Annotated in this window: 12 protein-coding genes; 2 read left to right on the top strand and 10 right to left on the bottom strand. The window is 26.1% G+C overall.

Annotation, left to right across the window (positions count from 1 at the left end; genetic code table 11):
• Positions 1–86 precede the first annotated feature (86 nt).
• Positions 87–677 (top strand): hypothetical protein, encoded by a 591-nt coding sequence (locus tag AVANS_RS00060; RefSeq protein ID WP_239817647.1) that lies wholly within the window; start codon positions 87–89, stop codon positions 675–677.
• 83 nt (positions 678–760) lie between these two features.
• Positions 761–1,786, top strand: coding sequence for a GGDEF domain-containing protein (locus AVANS_RS00055; RefSeq protein ID WP_239817646.1), 1,026 nt, complete (start codon positions 761–763; stop codon positions 1,784–1,786).
• 273 nt (positions 1,787–2,059) lie between these two features.
• Here AVANS_RS00055 and AVANS_RS00050 read toward each other — a convergent pair whose 3' ends face one another.
• The 10 genes from AVANS_RS00050 to dnaA all read right to left on the bottom strand — a co-directional run bounded on the left by AVANS_RS00050 (position 2,060) and on the right by dnaA (position 16,901).
• Positions 2,060–5,365, bottom strand: a complete 3,306-nt coding sequence (locus AVANS_RS00050; protein WP_239817645.1) for an autotransporter outer membrane beta-barrel domain-containing protein — start codon at positions 5,363–5,365, stop codon at positions 2,060–2,062.
• Positions 5,366–5,439: 74 nt separating this feature from the next.
• A complete protein-coding gene (recJ, locus tag AVANS_RS00045; RefSeq protein ID WP_239817644.1) occupies positions 5,440–7,017 on the bottom strand; it encodes a single-stranded-DNA-specific exonuclease RecJ in 1,578 nt (525 codons plus the stop codon).
• On the bottom strand, positions 7,005–8,606 hold the full coding sequence (locus tag AVANS_RS00040; RefSeq protein ID WP_239817643.1) for a CTP synthase: 1,602 nt from the start codon (positions 8,604–8,606) through the stop codon (positions 7,005–7,007). The genes recJ and AVANS_RS00040 overlap by 13 nt, the downstream gene beginning before the upstream one ends.
• A 39-nt stretch (positions 8,607–8,645) precedes the next feature.
• A complete protein-coding gene (locus AVANS_RS00035) occupies positions 8,646–9,077 on the bottom strand; it encodes a hypothetical protein (protein ID WP_239817642.1) in 432 nt (143 codons plus the stop codon).
• Between the two features lie 108 nt (positions 9,078–9,185).
• The gene (locus tag AVANS_RS00030) at positions 9,186–10,409 is read right to left on the bottom strand and encodes an HD domain-containing protein (RefSeq protein WP_239817641.1); all 1,224 of its coding nucleotides are present in this window, start codon (positions 10,407–10,409) and stop codon (positions 9,186–9,188) included.
• Positions 10,409–10,831, bottom strand: a complete 423-nt coding sequence (gene queF, locus AVANS_RS00025) for a preQ(1) synthase (protein ID WP_214119961.1) — start codon at positions 10,829–10,831, stop codon at positions 10,409–10,411. Before queF ends, AVANS_RS00030 begins: the two co-directional genes overlap by 1 nt.
• A complete protein-coding gene (locus AVANS_RS00020) occupies positions 10,828–12,156 on the bottom strand; it encodes an EAL domain-containing protein (RefSeq protein ID WP_239817640.1) in 1,329 nt (442 codons plus the stop codon). Before AVANS_RS00020 ends, queF begins: the two co-directional genes overlap by 4 nt.
• Positions 12,153–14,465, bottom strand: a complete 2,313-nt coding sequence (gene gyrB, locus AVANS_RS00015; protein ID WP_239817639.1) for a DNA topoisomerase (ATP-hydrolyzing) subunit B — start codon at positions 14,463–14,465, stop codon at positions 12,153–12,155. The genes AVANS_RS00020 and gyrB overlap by 4 nt, the downstream gene beginning before the upstream one ends.
• A 9-nt stretch (positions 14,466–14,474) precedes the next feature.
• The gene (gene dnaN, locus AVANS_RS00010) at positions 14,475–15,557 is read right to left on the bottom strand and encodes a DNA polymerase III subunit beta (RefSeq protein WP_239817638.1); all 1,083 of its coding nucleotides are present in this window, start codon (positions 15,555–15,557) and stop codon (positions 14,475–14,477) included.
• A gap of 27 nt (positions 15,558–15,584) precedes the next feature.
• On the bottom strand, positions 15,585–16,901 hold the full coding sequence (gene dnaA / locus AVANS_RS00005; RefSeq protein WP_239817637.1) for a chromosomal replication initiator protein DnaA: 1,317 nt from the start codon (positions 16,899–16,901) through the stop codon (positions 15,585–15,587).

Below are 16,901 nucleotides of genomic sequence, written 5' to 3'. Positions count from 1 at the left end.
CTACATATCATAAATAAGCTTAAAAAATGTTTTTAAAGTATTATGAAAAAAATATTAAAATATGTATTTTTAAAAAGGAGAAAGATATGAAAAAATTATTAATTTCTATATTTTGTGTAGCAAGTTTAGGTGCTAATTCTCTTAGCGAGATTGATAAATTAAAACTTGAAAACGAGATTTTAAAACAAAGGCTAGATGCTATTGAAAATAAAATGATTAATCCTATGGATAATTTTTTTAAAGACTTTGACAAAATAAACGAGCAACACATAAAAGCTATGAATAGTCTTTATAAGCAAATGCATGATGAATTTAATCATTATAAATCAAATTCAAATTATGCAAGTTATTTTCAAAGCAATGAAGTGATTTCTTATATAAAAGAAAATAAAGAAACAAAAGATAACAAATCAAGCTCAAAAATTGAAATAAAAACATATAACGAAAAAAGTAAAAAAGAATATTTATTAAAAGATATTTTAAAAGATTTTGATATTTTTAGAGTTTATTTAAATTCAAAAAATCAAGATTTTTCAGATGAGAAATTAGAAAAATTTTATATTAATTCTTACGGATTTGTATTTTTAAGTAATGATTATAAAAAAAGTAGCGAAATTAGCTTTGCTGATATGAAAAATTACTTAAAAGATGACTTTTTAAAAGCTCTTGGATATTAATATAATATAAATATTTATTAATAATCTAGCTTAATTACCGATATGTTAGTATAATTAAATGCAAAACATAGAGGTAATTAAATATGCAGCAATCACTCTTACAAGAAATAATCCTACCTATGCCAGCCGCAACACTTGGCTTTGAACTTTTAGTATTTTTAGGCTCAATTTATTTTAGAAAACATAATATAACTTTTTTAGTTTTATTATTTTTATCTAGTAGGATTTTATTTTTATTTTTAGATTTTCATCAAGCTCACAGCTTTATTGCCTTATTTTCACCTATTGTTTTTGCAATATTAGTAAGCCTTAAGAAAGATTATTTATCAACAAAGAGATTAATACCTGCCTGTTTGGTTGTGATTTCTTATATTTTATTAGGAATTTTTACTAAAGATTCGGCTTTTATTTCATATTTACATAATTTAAAGTTTATAAATCAAACTTATGTTTATTCGGATTTTTCTTTTTGCTTATTTTTGGTTTTAATGCTTTATGTTGTAATTCTTAGAAAAATTAATAATTTTGAATGCTTTTTACAAGGTGCTTATGTGGCTTCTTATTTTCAATTTTTATTCTATCACAAGCTACAAAGCTATAATTTAAGTTATTTTGAATTAGGCTCATTTATATTTTTAGCAGCTATTGGCTATCAAGGATACAAATTAGCTTTTTATGATTCTTTAACTAATGTTTATAATAGAAGAGCTTATGATACGCTTGAACTTAAAAATAAAGATGTAATAGCAGTTGTTGATATAGATTTTTTCAAAAAAATTAATGATACTTATGGGCATGAAATAGGAGATATTATTTTAAGATCTCTTGCAAGTATTTTGAAAAAATATGCAAAAACTTATCGCTATGGTGGGGAAGAATTTTGCTTAGTTTTTAAAGATTATGATTATTTTAAATGCGTTGCTGAATTAGAAAAGCTTAGAAAAGAAGTTGAAGATTTTACATTTAATGCTAAAAATCACAATCTAAAACTTACTATTAGCATAGGTCTTTGCCTTGTTACTAATTCAAAATTTGGTGCATTTGAAATGGCTGATAATAGACTTTATCAAGCTAAATTAACAGGAAGAAATAAAGTAGTTTTTGAATAATCCTAATTCCGAATTCAAATTCTTTTGATAATTTTTAGAATTTGAAATAGGAATTATAAAACCCTGCACAAATTTAAAAACTAACAAAATTGCAAGTCTAAAATAATGTGAGTGAAATTTGAAGATTTTTCTTTGTTTTATTTTTTAAAATTCGGATATTTTATTTTAAAAGTTTTTATGATTAAAATTAGTTTTTAAAATTCGCGTAGGGTTTTGAAAATATTTTGAAATTCCTATTTCAAATTCCAAAGAATTTAAAATAGGAAATAAGAATTAGAACTCGTATCTTAGATTTGTATTAATATTATAATCAATATTTAGATTTCCACTAAAGGTCTTTTCTGCTTCTAAACTAAAGCTAAACTTCTTATTAAAATTTTTGTTAATTCCTAAACTTGCAAAGCCTCTTTTATCTTTACTAGCACCTTTAAACGAATATGAGCTAATTCCATCGCTTACTAGAAAATCTGGATTATTCGTTAAATCAATTATCGCACCAAGCCCTGCTCTAACATTTAAACTATCATTAACATTTATTCCTGTATAAATTGCTGTTTTATTAACTACTAAAAGCTTTGAAGGAGCTGTTATATTTACGAATGATTTTTGATGTAATGCTCCGATACTTATTTCTTTTTCGCCTTTAATGTCAGTTTTTGGAATATAATTTAAAATCATTTCAGTGCTAGGCTCTATGTAAAAATCATCTCCAAATCTCTTGCCTAACTCAAAACTAGCAATCACACCTGTTCCTTTGCTTGTAGAATTACCTAAGAAATTATCGTTTTTAAACTCGCTTTTATAGTGATTTGCTTTAAGTGTTGTATCTATAAAAAAGCCATTGTTATAAACGCTACTAAAATACACTCCTAAGCCATAGTTATTTATTTTTGAATTAGTTGTATTACTTGTAGTTGTTCTTCCTATATTTAGCATAAATCCTGCATAAGTATCAAAATCTGTAAAACTTGATATTTTATCCACACCCATTTGAACTTCATTTGCTTTTAAAGATGTGTTTTTGATACTTCCTTTATTAACATATCCACGAATCCAAATACCTGCATTATTCTTAGCAAATCCTCTTAATTCACCTAAACGCTTGTTTAAATTGTTGTATTCAAACACTTGAGAAAAATAAAATTGATTTGTCATAAGCTTTGCTGATTCTAAGGCTTTTTCGTTTTTGCCTGTAACCATTAATTTTATAGCTTCTTTTTGTTCTTCTACTGCAATTTCAAACTTTTCTTCATCGCTTGGATTTTCTGGCTTTGGATCTGGTGTTGGATCAATCGGATTTGCAGGAGTTAAATCAGTCCAAGGAATATCAGGATTTGGTTTAGTGTCTGGATTTTCAGGTTTTTCTTCAGGTGTGCTAGGCTCAATAGGTTTTGATGGCTCTAAGTCAGTCCAAGGAATATCTGGGTTTGGTTTTTCTTCTGGCACTTCAGGTTTTGGATCTGGTGTTGGAATAATCGGAGTTGATGGCTCTAAGTCAGTCCAAGGAATATCAGGATTTGGTTTAGTATCTGGATTTTCTGGAGTTGTGATTTTATCTAAATCATTCACCATAGTTCCTTTGTTTTCTAAACTCGTATTAGCATTTTGATTAATTAGTTCCTTTGCTTCATTACTAGCCAATAAATCTTTACCAAAATCTACTAAATCGCTTAATTTATTATTATCAGCGATTATTTCATTTATCTTATTTATATCTAATTTAGAATTATTTTTATAAGTTAAATCATTAAAGTTTTGCTTATTATCTTTAGCTAAAACATATACTTGATAATCCCCTACTTTTTCGGTTTTTAGATATGAGTTTGCTAAGGCATATTCACTAATTCCTGAATAAAATTTAAGCGAATTAGCAAAATCACTATTAGCTCCTTTTAAAATAGCTAAAGGCATATTAGCACTTAATCCACTAGCGATTAATTGTTCATCATTAGCTTTACTTACTACGCCTAAAATTCCAAAGCTATTATTTGCTCCACTTGTGCTAGTTTTAGAAATTATTGCTCCATTATAAGTAGCACTCGTGCCACCTAAAAAGAATGTAGAATTATTTGCGACTAGTTCATTTGTGCTAAATGCACCTAAACTTGTAGAATTATTTAAACTTACTTTATTTGCTGATATTTTATTTCCTGATAAATCTTTAAAACTACCTACTAAAGAACTTCCCATTAAATCAATATTAATAGCACTATTACTTCTAATATCATAATTAAGAGCTGAATTTGTAGCTTTTAATAATCCACCATTTAATTCTAAATAGCCTTTAGTATTATCTAAATCTTTGCCTACTTTAATATTTGTTAAGGTAAAATTCTTACCACTATATTTTGCATCACTTATAGAAGTTAATTTAAAACCTTCTAAAATACTTCCATTTAAAAGTATTTCATCAGCACTAAAACCACCTTTAAAGATTGAATTAGTATCATCAATTTTACTTACATATTTACTTGTAATTGCTTTGTTAAATACTGAATTAGAGCTTTTAATATCTCCTGCGTAATTAGTCAAAAATCCTTCTAAATAAACATTATCTAAAACTATGCTAGATTTTCCAGCTGGTGTTAAATCATTTACAATAGTAATATCATGAGCATTTATGATATCTCCTGCAATATAGCTATTTGTGATATTAAAAGCACCTAAAGATTCTGCACTTTTATTTAAATCAAGACCACCGCCTATGTAAGTTTTATCAATATTTGCATTTTTTTCAAGATTTGTTTTAATCCTTGCATTAATAGTTGTATCAAAAATATTATTATTGGTAATATTTATATTACTTAATATATCTTTAGCATTAAATGTAGCTTGATTTTTATAAATACCTTTAATCGTAAAATCACCACTTGAAATTATATTTCCTATTATATTTGTACCTTTATTTAAAGTATCGTCTATAACAATTGTGCTGTTTTCTTTAGCCATAATTGCTAAAGCAGAAGTATCATCTTCACCTGATTTTATAATCGAACCACTTATATTTAAATATACTTTATCAGTTCCAAAACCTATAACATCTATTGCTTGATGTTTATGTTGTATTAATCCACTAGAATCAAACCTTTGAGCTGCACCTGAAACTAAAGAATTTTTTAAATTAAGCGTTCCTTTACTTACTTCAATAGCAGGAGCATTTTGATGACTTGAATGATTTCCTTCTCCTGCAAAAACACTAGAATTATTTAAAGTAGCTATTCCACCATTAATTTTAATAGCCGGTATATTATTATAATAAGGACCAAAACCTTGAGCTTTAAAAGTAGAACCATTATCCGTGAAATTACCACCTGTTTTAATTACAATACCGCCATAAACTAAATTAGCTTGAGTATAATCAAATATTAAAATATTATCTTTTGTGCTAGTTGTAGTTAAATTACCACTTATAGTAAAATTAGCATTTATCTTATCATCTACTTTGTTAGCTGTAATGCTTGAAATTCCACTTTGTTTAATCTCTACCCTTTGAGCTAAATCACCTATTATATCGCTTGAAGTTGTATATGAATACAAAGCACTAGTTAAAGCTATACTTAATCTTAAAACATTTTTCATTTAAACACCTTAAAAATTAAAATATATTTCATTATTATAAATTATATCGTAAGTTAAATTCCTATTTCAAATTCTTAAATATAAATATTAGAAATATTTAGTTGAATTGTAGGGCTTGGTTTAAAATAGTTCTTTTGCAAACTAAAATGAATATTAACATTATCTCCTTCAAAAGGAATAAAATCACAATTAAAACAAATCGCTTCTAAAGTAATATTATTTTGAGTAAAGCAACATTTTAAATGTTTATCATTTAGCAAAACAAGATTATTAATAATTACATTTTTACTTATAAAAAATGGCTTTTCATTGCCTTGTCCAAAAGGTTCAAAATCGCTTAAAATATCTAATAATTCCATATCAATTTCACTAAATTCAAGCTCACCTAAAGTATTTGTAGTATCACAAAAATCAAGAATATTTTCATCAAAATTAAGCTTATTTAATCTTCTTTTAAATTCTTCTAAATTACTAACATCTAAAGAAAGTCCTGCAGCTCCTTTGTGTCCGCCAAAATTAATAAGCAAATCATTAACATTATTTAAAACTTCTAAAATATCAAGCTCTGCAACACTTCTTGCACTTCCTTTTGCGATATTTTCTTCTATATTAAATACAAAGCTTGGTTTATTAAATTGCTTAGCCAAACGCCCTGCAACAATGCCTAAAATACCTTTATGCCAGTTCTTTGAATACGCTATTATAACGCTATCGTTTTCACTAACGAATTCTATACTTTCTTCAAAGCTTTGTCGCTCTTGTTCTTTTCTATCTTGATTAAGTTTTTCAATTACTTCTAAAATTTTTCTTGCTTCATCAAGAGTTTTTGCCCTTAAAAATCTATATGAAATACTAGCATCATCCATTCTACCACTTGCATTAAGCAAAGGTGCGATTAAAAAAGGAATGCTCTCATAATCAAAGAATTTCTTTTTATATTTTTCTTTTAAAACCACAAAAGCTGGGCGATTTAATTTATTTAATTCTTTTAAGCCACAACGAACTAAAATATGATTTAAATCGTTTAAATTCATCATATCAGCAACAATTGCTATGCATAATAAATCTAAAAAACTAGCCATATTGTATTCTATACCTAATTCTTTTTTAATAGCTCCGCAAAGCCACCAAGCAACTTGAGCTCCACAAATTTCACAATTAATATGCTTTGAAAAATCACAATCATCTCTTTTAGGATTAATCACTGCATAAGCATTTGGTAAAGTATCGCTTGGAGTATGATGATCGCTTATTATTAAATCTATGCCTAATTCTTTACATTTATTAGCAGCTTCATAAGCTACTATTCCATTATCTACGGTTATTATTAAATCAGCATCTAAATTTTTTACTATTTCTTCGCTAATTCCATAACCATCACTAAAACGATTTGGGATTTTGATTTTAATGCTAACGCCTAAATTAGCAAAAAACTCACTCATAATAGTTGAAGATACTATGCCATCTACATCATAATCTCCAACTACTGCTATTTTTTCTTTATTTTTGATTGCCTTAGCTATTCTAATAGCCGCTTTATTCATATCCTTAAAGATATGTGGCTTTGGAATTGTGCTAAGGTTTTTATGTAAATCATCTTTAAATCTATCGTCTAAAATCTGCTTAATTTTAGTTTTATTTAATTTAAGCATTGTTTAATAAAACCTAAAATCACAGGATTTGCCTTAGTTAATCTTGAAGTAAATTCAGGATGATATTGAACTGCTACGAAGAAATCATTATTTGTATTTTCAATAGCTTCAATAAGTCCATTTGATTCTCCACTAATGCAAAGCCCATTTTCTTCATATAATTTGCGATATTTTGAATTAGCTTCATAGCGGTGGCGATGTCTTTCGTAAGCTTTATTAGAATTATATAATTTATTTAAAAGCGAACCTTCTTTAATATTGCAAACATATTCGCCAAGTCTTAAAGTCCCACCTAATGGAGTTTTAATTGTTCTTATTTCTTTTGAACCTGATTGATTAATAAATTCATCAATTAAATAAATAATAGGATTTTTTGTATTTTCATCAAATTCGGTTGAATTAGCATCTTCTAGCTTTAAAACATTTCTAGCAAACTCAATTAAGCTAAGTTGCATTCCAAGACAAATTCCTAAAAATGGAATATTGTTTTCTCTTGCATATTTAATAGCTTTTATTTTGCCTTCAACTCCACGCTGTCCAAACCCACCAGCTACTAATATTCCATCATTTCCAGCTAAATCATTTTCATCTTTTATTTCTTCGCTATCTATCCAATTAATTTCTACTTTTGTATCAAGATTTGCACCTGCATGAATTAATGCTTCGGTTAAAGATTTATAGCTTTCTTTTAAATCTATATATTTTCCTACAAATGCGATTTTTGTTTTTTTGCTAGGATTTATAATCTTTTCTACTAAGTTTTCATAATCTTTTAAATTAGGAGTTTTTAGTTTTAGATTTAAATGTTTTGCAATAGGTAAAAGTATATTTTGCTCTAAAAATTTAAGTGGAATTTGATATATGCTTTTTGCATCAATGCTTTCTATTACACAATCAATTTCTACACCACAACTTCTTGCGATTTTTTCTTTTATTTCATCGCCTAATGGTATTTCACTACGAGCAATTATCATATCAGGACTAATTCCTATGCGTCTTAACTCTCCAACTGAGTGTTGAGTAGGTTTTGTTTTTAATTCGCCTGCAACTTTTATAAAAGGAACTAAGGTTAAATGTGCATAAAATACATTAGATCTTCCGTGTTTAAGTCCTAATGAGCGAATTGCTTCAAGGAATGGTAAGCCTTCAATATCTCCTACCGTTCCACCGATTTCTACAACTAATACATCTTTATCAGCCGCTGCTGCTTCCATTCTACTAGCAATCTCACCTACAATATGTGGAATTACTTGAATAGTTTTTCCAAGATATTCTCCACGGCGTTCTTTTTCTATTACACTTTGATAAACTTTACCTGTTGTGAAGTTATTAAGATGAGTTAAATCTTCATCTAAAAATCTTTCATAATGTCCTAAATCAAGATCAGTTTCTGCACCATCTTTAGTAACAAAAACTTCTCCATGCTCAAGTGGGCTCATAGTTCCTGGATCTATATTAATATATGGGTCAGCCTTTAAAATACTTACCTTAAGTCCGCTTTGTTTTAATAAGCTAGCAATACTAGCAGCTGCAATTCCTTTACCAAGTGAGCTTAAAACTCCACCTGTTACAAATATAAATTTAGCCATATTTTTTCCTATTAGTTTTTTTTATTTTATATTATCTAATTAAATAACTTCGTTTTTTAAAAATTCTAAAACCCTAATTTGAGCGTAATCTTCAATTTCGCTCTCACCTTCTTTTATAGATTTTTTTAATACTAATCTATCAAGTTGAACAAAATTTATTTTTCTTTTTAATTTAGGATTTTGTTTAGTTAGTTTTTTAATACCTTTTAAAATCTTATCAACACCTAAAGTATCTTGTTTAATAAGTTTAACATATTGATAAATAGTAGCTAGAAATAATCTTCTTCTAAATTCTTTTTTATAAATCTCTTTAGTTAGTTTTTCTAATATTCTTTTTAAATCTTGTCTTTCTTCTTTTACAACGCCTATAACGCATGCAATTAATTTTGCTTTAAAATCAAAAGAATTATTAACACCTAAAAAAGTTATTCTCATATTTGCTAAAAAAATATAAATCAAATCTAGTTTCATTTACCCTCTATTAAATCATTTTATCATAAAATGCCATTTCTCAAGTCAAGCCTTGTGCAATGCTTTTAAAGAGCAGAGCTTCAGGATGGGAACATAGCAGAGCACTTTTTAAGAGTGTGTGCCGCAAGTGTCTTGGCTTGGGTTTATAAAAAATACTTCAAACTCTTTTAACATTTTATAAAAATCAACTTCACCAATTTTAGGATTTTCTTTAAAATCATTTAAAATCTTTAAAGAACCATTCATTAAATCCTTTGATTTAACGCCATAATAATTAGAAATAATAGCTTCTAAAAATGCTCCTGTTTTATCACAAGCTTTAAGCATTTTTCCATCAATAGTATTAAAACAATCTTCGTTATAATCGTTTGGATTTTGGATTAATTTAACAAAATCTTTATTAATTCTATTTTTAAATTCATCTTTTTTAATCTTACCATCTTCATTATATATTCCTAACAAATAAGCAAATTCACTTCTAATATTATTTGGAACATAAGGTAAAATCTTTTCATCAATTAATTTAAGTTCATAATCACTTATAATCTCGCTTAAACCATCAATTCCATACTTAACAGGTGTGATAATATCTCTTGTTAAACTCTCTGGTAAATCGTGAAATAAAGCACAAAAGAAGTTATTAATAAATCTAGTATCACAAGCTTTAATATTTAAACAATAAAAATAACTTAAAACTGCAACAACTAACATATGACCTAAAACACTTGTTTCTGGAATTCTAGGTGTTTGAGCCCAACGCTTTTGAAATCTTAAACGCCCACTTAAATCAATAACCTTAGCTAATTTTTGATTTAGTGATATTTTTTGAACTGCTAAAATATCTAAATAATCTTCTAATTCTTCATCTAATTTAGACTTAATTTCTTCATAATTACTAACATTTGGATATATAAATGAAAACTCATATCTAGTTGATAAATACCCTGCAGCTTTTAAAATAAACTTCTCTTTTTCATGGGTTTTATCATTATAATAATCATTAAAAATTTTTAAAAAATCTTCGTTTTTGTTAATTACACTAAATTGCTTTTGTATCCATTCATCTAATTCTTTTTGTTTTGTTTTTTTGATTTCATTTAAAACATCTGGACGAATATCAGTAACAATTACACGAGAAATAAACTCAACAACAATAGCATCAAGTAAAAATCTCATATCAATGTCTTTTTCACTTTTTGCTAAAAAATAAGCAATTATTGCCTTATGAGCTTGTTTATCAAGTTCAACTAAATTACAAATTCTAGGAAAATCATTCCATCTTGAAATTGAAGCAGCCTTAAAAATATGTAAAACAAGCTCAGGGCTAATCATTATTTATCCTTTTTATCTTTTTTCTTTTCTTTTTTAATCTCAGTATCAGAACAGCATTCAATCACCGTATGAACATTACCACGAGGATTGAAATCTCCAACTAATTTAATATATTTTGGTTTTAAACGCTTTTTAAGAGTGTTGTAAATCTTATTTATACTATCTTCATGGCTTATGTTTTTATTATAAAATGAATTAACATAAAGCTTAATAGCCTTTAATTCTACAACCCATTTATTAGGAATATATTCTAAATATAATGTTGCAAAATCAGGATAACCACTTCTAGGGCAAAGACATGCAAACTCAGGTAAAGTGATTTTTATAACATAATCATTTTTTTGTTTGTTTTCCCAACGCTCTAATTTTTTACCTTTTATTTTTTTTATTTCTTTTTGTCCGTATTTTAATTTTTCTTTCATTTCATCTCCTTAAGATTTTTGTCCTTATAAAATAAAAAGCCTTGATAATAATCAAATTTAATATCTTTTGTCAAATCAAGTAAAGATTTATTATCAATAAATCTCATAATTGTTTTAATATTTAAACTTTTACATATTTGATATAAATTTTCATAAATTACAAAATACTTTTCATTTCTAATATTTTTATTAAATTCAATGTCAAAGATTCCGAATTCAAATTCCAATCGTTTTAAGTATTCTAACGAGCTTGGACTTCCTATTCTATTTAATGCAAAACTTACATTAATATCTCTATATTCTCTTATAATTTCTTCAAATCTTGGCATATCATAATAAACATCGTTTTCAAAAAATTCAAAAATTATTTTGCCTTTTGTATGTGGTCTTTTTATAAAAAACTCACCTAAATAAAATAAAAAATTTAAATTTCTTAAAAAATCAGGCGATATTTTAATCATAATTCTATTATCAAAATTATATTCTCTTGATAAAAGTTCTAAAAGATTTTTATAAAAATTAAATTCTAAATTATTTTTAATAATTATATCTTCTAATTTTGCTTGAGATAATTTTTCTGGATAATCTGAATTAATCCTATAATTTAAATAATATATCTCTTCATCGCCTTCTAATCTTTGTATTTTTAAACAATAATCGTTCTTATTTATAGCACTTATAATGCTATTTGTAATGATATTTTCTGTATCAATATCAACATCATCTTTTAATCTATTTTGAGCCTCTAAATAAAGTTTATTAAAATTAGTATCAGCTTTTATTATTGAATAATCGCATTTAAAATCAACACCATCTATTCTTTCTCTTTTTATTTCTAAAAATATCTTTTTTATTTCATGTTGTAAAACTTTATGTTTTGCATTACTTAAAATCATAAAATCAGCAGTTGTAATTCTACCTATTATTAAATTTTCATCCCAAGCATAAAACTTATCAATTAATTTTTTAAGTAATTTATCACTTTTATCAAATCCAAGTCTAAGTTTTAATTCATTTATATTTGAAATAGTAAAAAATATAACAAAATCATCATTATTTAAATACTTTACAAATTCACTTTGTAATAATGTCCCTGTTTTTTCATCAATTACATTGTGTTTGACTGATTTATAAATTACAAAAACAAAATAATAAAAATATAAAAATATAAAGCATAAAACCATTAATATATCTAATGGTTTAAAATTAGTATCATCAAATTCTGGTAAATAAACAAAAGCAAAAACTAATAATAATAAAGGCATAATGAGCTTAATAGCTGCATTTTGCCTATTTTTTCTTTCAATTTTTTTACTAATTATCATATATCTAAGTGTTTTACATCTTTAGCGTGAGCTTGTATATATTCACGGCGAGGCTCAACTTCATCACCCATAAATAAATTAAATACTCCACTAGCTCTATCAAAGTCTTCAACCCCAATTTGTATTAATCTTCTATTTTCAGGGTCCATTGTAGTTTCCCATAATTGCTCAGGGTTCATCTCTCCTAGACCTTTATAGCGTTGAATATTTGTATTTTTCTTAGCATTCTTTTCAACATCATTTAAAACATCTAAGAAATCTTTATCTGTAAATATATTTCTTTCTTCAATTTTTTTGTAAATATAACTAGCTTCTTCAAAATAAGGATTATAAAATAAATCATTATTAACTACTATTTCTTCTAAACCACTTTGAGTTTGAACATAAATTCTTACTTCTTCTTCGCTTAAATAGTGATTTAGTATATTAAAGCCTTTTTCTTCTAAAAATTGCTTTGATTTTTCATAAATTTCACTTATATTTAACGCTAAAATATCAGGATTTTCTACATAATATCTAACTAATTCAATAACGTTAAAACGCTTTTTAAGTTCATTTAAAATACTTCTATAAGCAGCTACTATTTTCAAGAAATCTTTTAAATCATTCGTTCCAATTCCACTAAACTCATAATTTTCAATTCCTGTTTCAATCAAATAATCATTTAATGCTTTTTCATCTTTTAAATATATTTCTTTTCTTTGACCTTTTTGGTAGCGGAATAATGGTGGCTGAGCTAAATATACATGACCTCTTTCAATTAATTCTTTCATAAATCTAAAGAAAAATGTAAGAATTAAAGTCTGAATATGCGAACCATCAACATCAGCATCCGTCATAATGATAATTTTATGATATCTTAATTTTTCTATATCAAAATCTTCACCTATTCCACATCCAAACGCTGTAATCATATTTTTGATTTCATCTGATTTTAAAATTTTATCTAAATGTGATTTTTCTACGTTTAGGATTTTACCTTTTAGTGGAAGTATCGCTTGGAATTCTCTATTTCTTCCTTGTTTTGCAGAACCACCCGCACTATCTCCCTCAACTAAATAAATTTCTCTAATTTCAGGGTCTTTTGAAGAACAATCAGCTAATTTTCCAGGCAGTGTTCCTACACTTATACTTTCTTTTTTACGAGTTAATTCTCTAGCTTTTTTTGCAGCTTCACGACCTCTTGCAGCCATTAAAGCTTTATTCATAATAGCACGAGCATCGTTTGGATTTTCTTCAAAAAACTTAGTTAAAGCATCATTTGTAATCTTATTTACTATACCACGAACATAAGAACTTCCTAATTTTCCTTTAGTTTGTCCTTCAAATTGTGGTTCTGGAACTTTTACACTAACAATAGCAATAAGACCTTCTTTAGTATCTTCGCCTGTTATTTTTATATCTTTTTCTCTTGCTGCTGCGTTTGCTTCAATATAATTTGTAATAACTTTAGTAAGTCCCATTCTAAAGCCTGCTTCGTGTGTTCCACCATCTGCAGTTTTAATGTTATTTACGAATGAAAATAATGTTTCACTATAAGTTTCATTATACATTAAAGCAATATCTACAATAACATCTTCAGCCTCATCACTAAATGCAATTACATTTGTTAGAGCTTCTTTTTTATTTAAATCACTAACAAATTGAGAAATACCGCCATCATAGTGATATGTTTCGCTTTTGCCACTTCTATGGTCTTTAAAATTAATTGTTATTTGTGGATTTAAATACGCTAATTCTCTAAATCTCTTAGCTAAAATATCATAATCAAATTCCACAACTTCAAAAATCTCAGGATCAGGGAAGAACTCAATGCTAGTTCCTGTGCGATTTGTTGTTTTAATAACTTCTAGTTCTGTTGCTGGAATACCTTTAGAAAACTCTTGTCTATGAGTATTTCCATCTCTTTTAACTGTTGCGATTAATTTAGTTGAAAGTGCATTTACAACCGATACACCAACGCCGTGCAAACCACCACTAACCTTATAAGTATCTTTATCAAATTTTCCACCAGCGTGAAGAACGGTTAAAACAACGGTTAAAGTTGAAATATTTTCAGTAGGATGAAGTCCAACAGGAATACCACGACCATTATCAGTAACTATACAAGAACCTTCTTTTGTAATTTCAATATCAATAGTATTACAAAACCCAGCCATAGCTTCATCAATAGAGTTATCCACAACTTCATAAACCATATGATGAAGACCATTGATATTAGTATCGCCAATATACATTCCTGGGCGTTTTCTAACGGCTTCTAGTCCTTTTAATACTTTAATTTTACTTTCTGCATAATTTTCTTGCATTATATATCCTTAGTTTTTATTTGCTGATATTAGTGATAAGAAATTTTTACTTTCTAAAATCACAGGAGCTGATGATGAATAAAATTTGAATGTAAAATCTTCATTCTCATTTAAATGTAAAAAGTCTATTATATGTCTATTTGTAAGATTTATTTCAAATTTTTCATCTACAACGATATTTGCTTCTAATTCGCTTGTAGCGTTAGTTTCGTTTATATCATCGCTTATAATATTGTTTTTAAATGTTATTTTTCCTGTTTCAAATTCTATTTGACATTTTGTGCAAACTGAGCTTAATTTCTTAATCTCATTTAAAAATTCTTCAGTTTTAATAACAACTTCATTTGTAGGTAATTTATGTGGCATTACTTCTACATATTTTAAGAAATCTATTGTTACTAATTTTGTAAAGAATTTGAAATTATCATTTTCAATAATTAAATAATTATTTGTTTTATAAACTCTTACTTCTTCATTTAATAATTTTTGAAGCTCTTGAGCTGATTTTTTAGTAATTATTATTCTTTGTTCGTTTTCATTTTGTGCTATGAATGAATATCTGTGAATTCTTTTTGAATCACTTCCAACAAATACAATGCTATCTCTTAAAATATCTATATAACAGCAGTTAAATTGAAAAGATATTCCATTATTATCAATAGCAGGTAAAATCATTTTAAAGCCTATATTTAGTTCTTTTGAACTAATTAAAATAGGTGTTTTGCTATTTTCATCTTCTAAAAAAGAAAAATTATTTTCATTTGCAATAGGTAATGAAAAATTAGTTTTATTTTGAGTAATTTTTATAGATTTTTCTAATTTTTTTATTTTAATATTATCATTATTTAGGCTTTTTAAAATATCAATTAATTTCTTAGCATTTAAAAATATTGTTCCTTCACTAATGATATTACAATCAGGAATTTTATATTCAATCCCTATTTCACTATCACTTGCTCTTAAGATTAATTCATTATTACTAGCTAATAATAAAATATTTGAATTAAGGCTTGTATTATCTTTTTTCTCAACATAATTGCTAACAATTAAAGCTATATTTTCTAATCTTTTTTTATCTATTAAAATTTCCATTTTCTTCCTTTTTTGATTTTATTATAATTAATAATCCTTATTTTTTGAGTTTATTATTTTATTTTTTAAATGCTCTACTAAAGTTCTAAAATCATCATCATTACATATCATTTCATTAGTTTTTTTAATATGCTTTGAAATAGCACTATGGTCTTTCATTTGAAAATTAGTTGCAATTTCGCTTACAGAATTTGAAATCAGTTCTTTAGCTAAAAATATAACAATTCTTTTTGCTTTTACTATTTCTTGTTTTTTAGAACTTGATTTTATTTCATTGATTTTTATTCCTAATTCTTGGCTTACAACATCAAAAATATCTTCAATTTCAATATTTGATTTATTTTCATTTATATATTCTTTTATTTGATTTTTTAAATCTTCTAAGCTTATTTTTTGATTTCTAATATTTTGAAATGCGTAAATATAATTTATTATACCTTCTAAATCTCTTACATTTTCGCCTATATAACTTGCTATTGTATTTATCATTTCATCGTTTAAGTCTATTTCATAAACTAAACTTTTTTTCTTAATAATTGCTTTTTTGGTTTCTATATCAGGTACGCTTATATTTGCAATTATTCCTTTATTAAATCTTGATTTTAATCTATCTTCAATGCCATTTAAATTCTTAGGAGCTACATCAGAAGTCATTATTATTTGACCTTTACGCTCTACTATATCATTAAAAATATGGAAGAATTCTTCTTGGATTTTATCAGTTGTTCCTAGGAATTGAATATCATCAATTAATAATAAATCACAATCTTTATATTCACTATTAAAGCTATCAAATTTATTTGCTAATATTGCATTTTGATAATCTTTCATAAAACCTTTTGAAGTTTTATAAATTACTTTTTTGCCTATTTCAAGACATTCATGACCACTTGCTTGTAAAAGGTGAGTTTTGCCTAAACCTGTATTTGAATAAATAAAAATAGGGTTAAATAAAGTTCCGAATTTATTTTCATCTGTTATTGATTTACAAACTTTATAAGCAAATTCATTGCTTTCACCTACAATGAAATTATCAAAAGTTAAACTTTGATTTAATACTGAAATTTGCTGTTTTACTTGAACTAATTTGTTTTCTTTAGTTTTATTAATTTTTTCATTATTTACTGATATGATTATTTTTATTTTTTTACCATTGATTTTTTCAGCTATTTTTTCTAATAGGTTTTGATACTTTGTTTGAATATGTCTTGCTATAAATTGATTTGGTGCATTTAAGGTAATTTCGTTATTTTTATTTTCATTAATTTGTAAAATGTCAAAATAATTTTTGTATTGATTTTCTCCTATTTCTGTTTTTAATGATTCTAGAATTTTATTTAACAT

Source organism: Campylobacter sp. RM5004 (assembly GCF_022369455.1).
In the GTDB taxonomy this organism is placed as follows: domain Bacteria; phylum Campylobacterota; class Campylobacteria; order Campylobacterales; family Campylobacteraceae; genus Campylobacter_E.
The sequence above is the reverse complement of the archived record's forward strand: the minus strand, read 5'-3'. Positions and strand labels throughout refer to the sequence as shown.

Bases quoted from the DNA above. Each gene is read 5' to 3' on its own strand.
- AVANS_RS00060 (WP_239817647.1), top strand. From the start codon at position 87: ATGAAAAAATTATTAATTTCTATATTTTGTGTAGCAAGTTTAGGTGCT.
- AVANS_RS00055 (WP_239817646.1), top strand. From the start codon at position 761: ATGCAGCAATCACTCTTACAAGAAATAATCCTACCTATGCCAGCCGCA.
- AVANS_RS00050 (WP_239817645.1), bottom strand. From the start codon at position 5,365: ATGAAAAATGTTTTAAGATTAAGTATAGCTTTAACTAGTGCTTTGTAT.
- recJ (WP_239817644.1), bottom strand. From the start codon at position 7,017: ATGCTTAAATTAAATAAAACTAAAATTAAGCAGATTTTAGACGATAGA.
- AVANS_RS00040 (WP_239817643.1), bottom strand. From the start codon at position 8,606: ATGGCTAAATTTATATTTGTAACAGGTGGAGTTTTAAGCTCACTTGGT.
- AVANS_RS00035 (WP_239817642.1), bottom strand. From the start codon at position 9,077: ATGAAACTAGATTTGATTTATATTTTTTTAGCAAATATGAGAATAACT.
- AVANS_RS00030 (WP_239817641.1), bottom strand. From the start codon at position 10,409: ATGATTAGCCCTGAGCTTGTTTTACATATTTTTAAGGCTGCTTCAATT.
- queF (WP_214119961.1), bottom strand. From the start codon at position 10,831: ATGAAAGAAAAATTAAAATACGGACAAAAAGAAATAAAAAAAATAAAA.
- AVANS_RS00020 (WP_239817640.1), bottom strand. From the start codon at position 12,156: ATGATAATTAGTAAAAAAATTGAAAGAAAAAATAGGCAAAATGCAGCT.
- gyrB (WP_239817639.1), bottom strand. From the start codon at position 14,465: ATGCAAGAAAATTATGCAGAAAGTAAAATTAAAGTATTAAAAGGACTA.
- dnaN (WP_239817638.1), bottom strand. From the start codon at position 15,557: ATGGAAATTTTAATAGATAAAAAAAGATTAGAAAATATAGCTTTAATT.
- dnaA (WP_239817637.1), bottom strand. From the start codon at position 16,901: ATGTTAAATAAAATTCTAGAATCATTAAAAACAGAAATAGGAGAAAAT.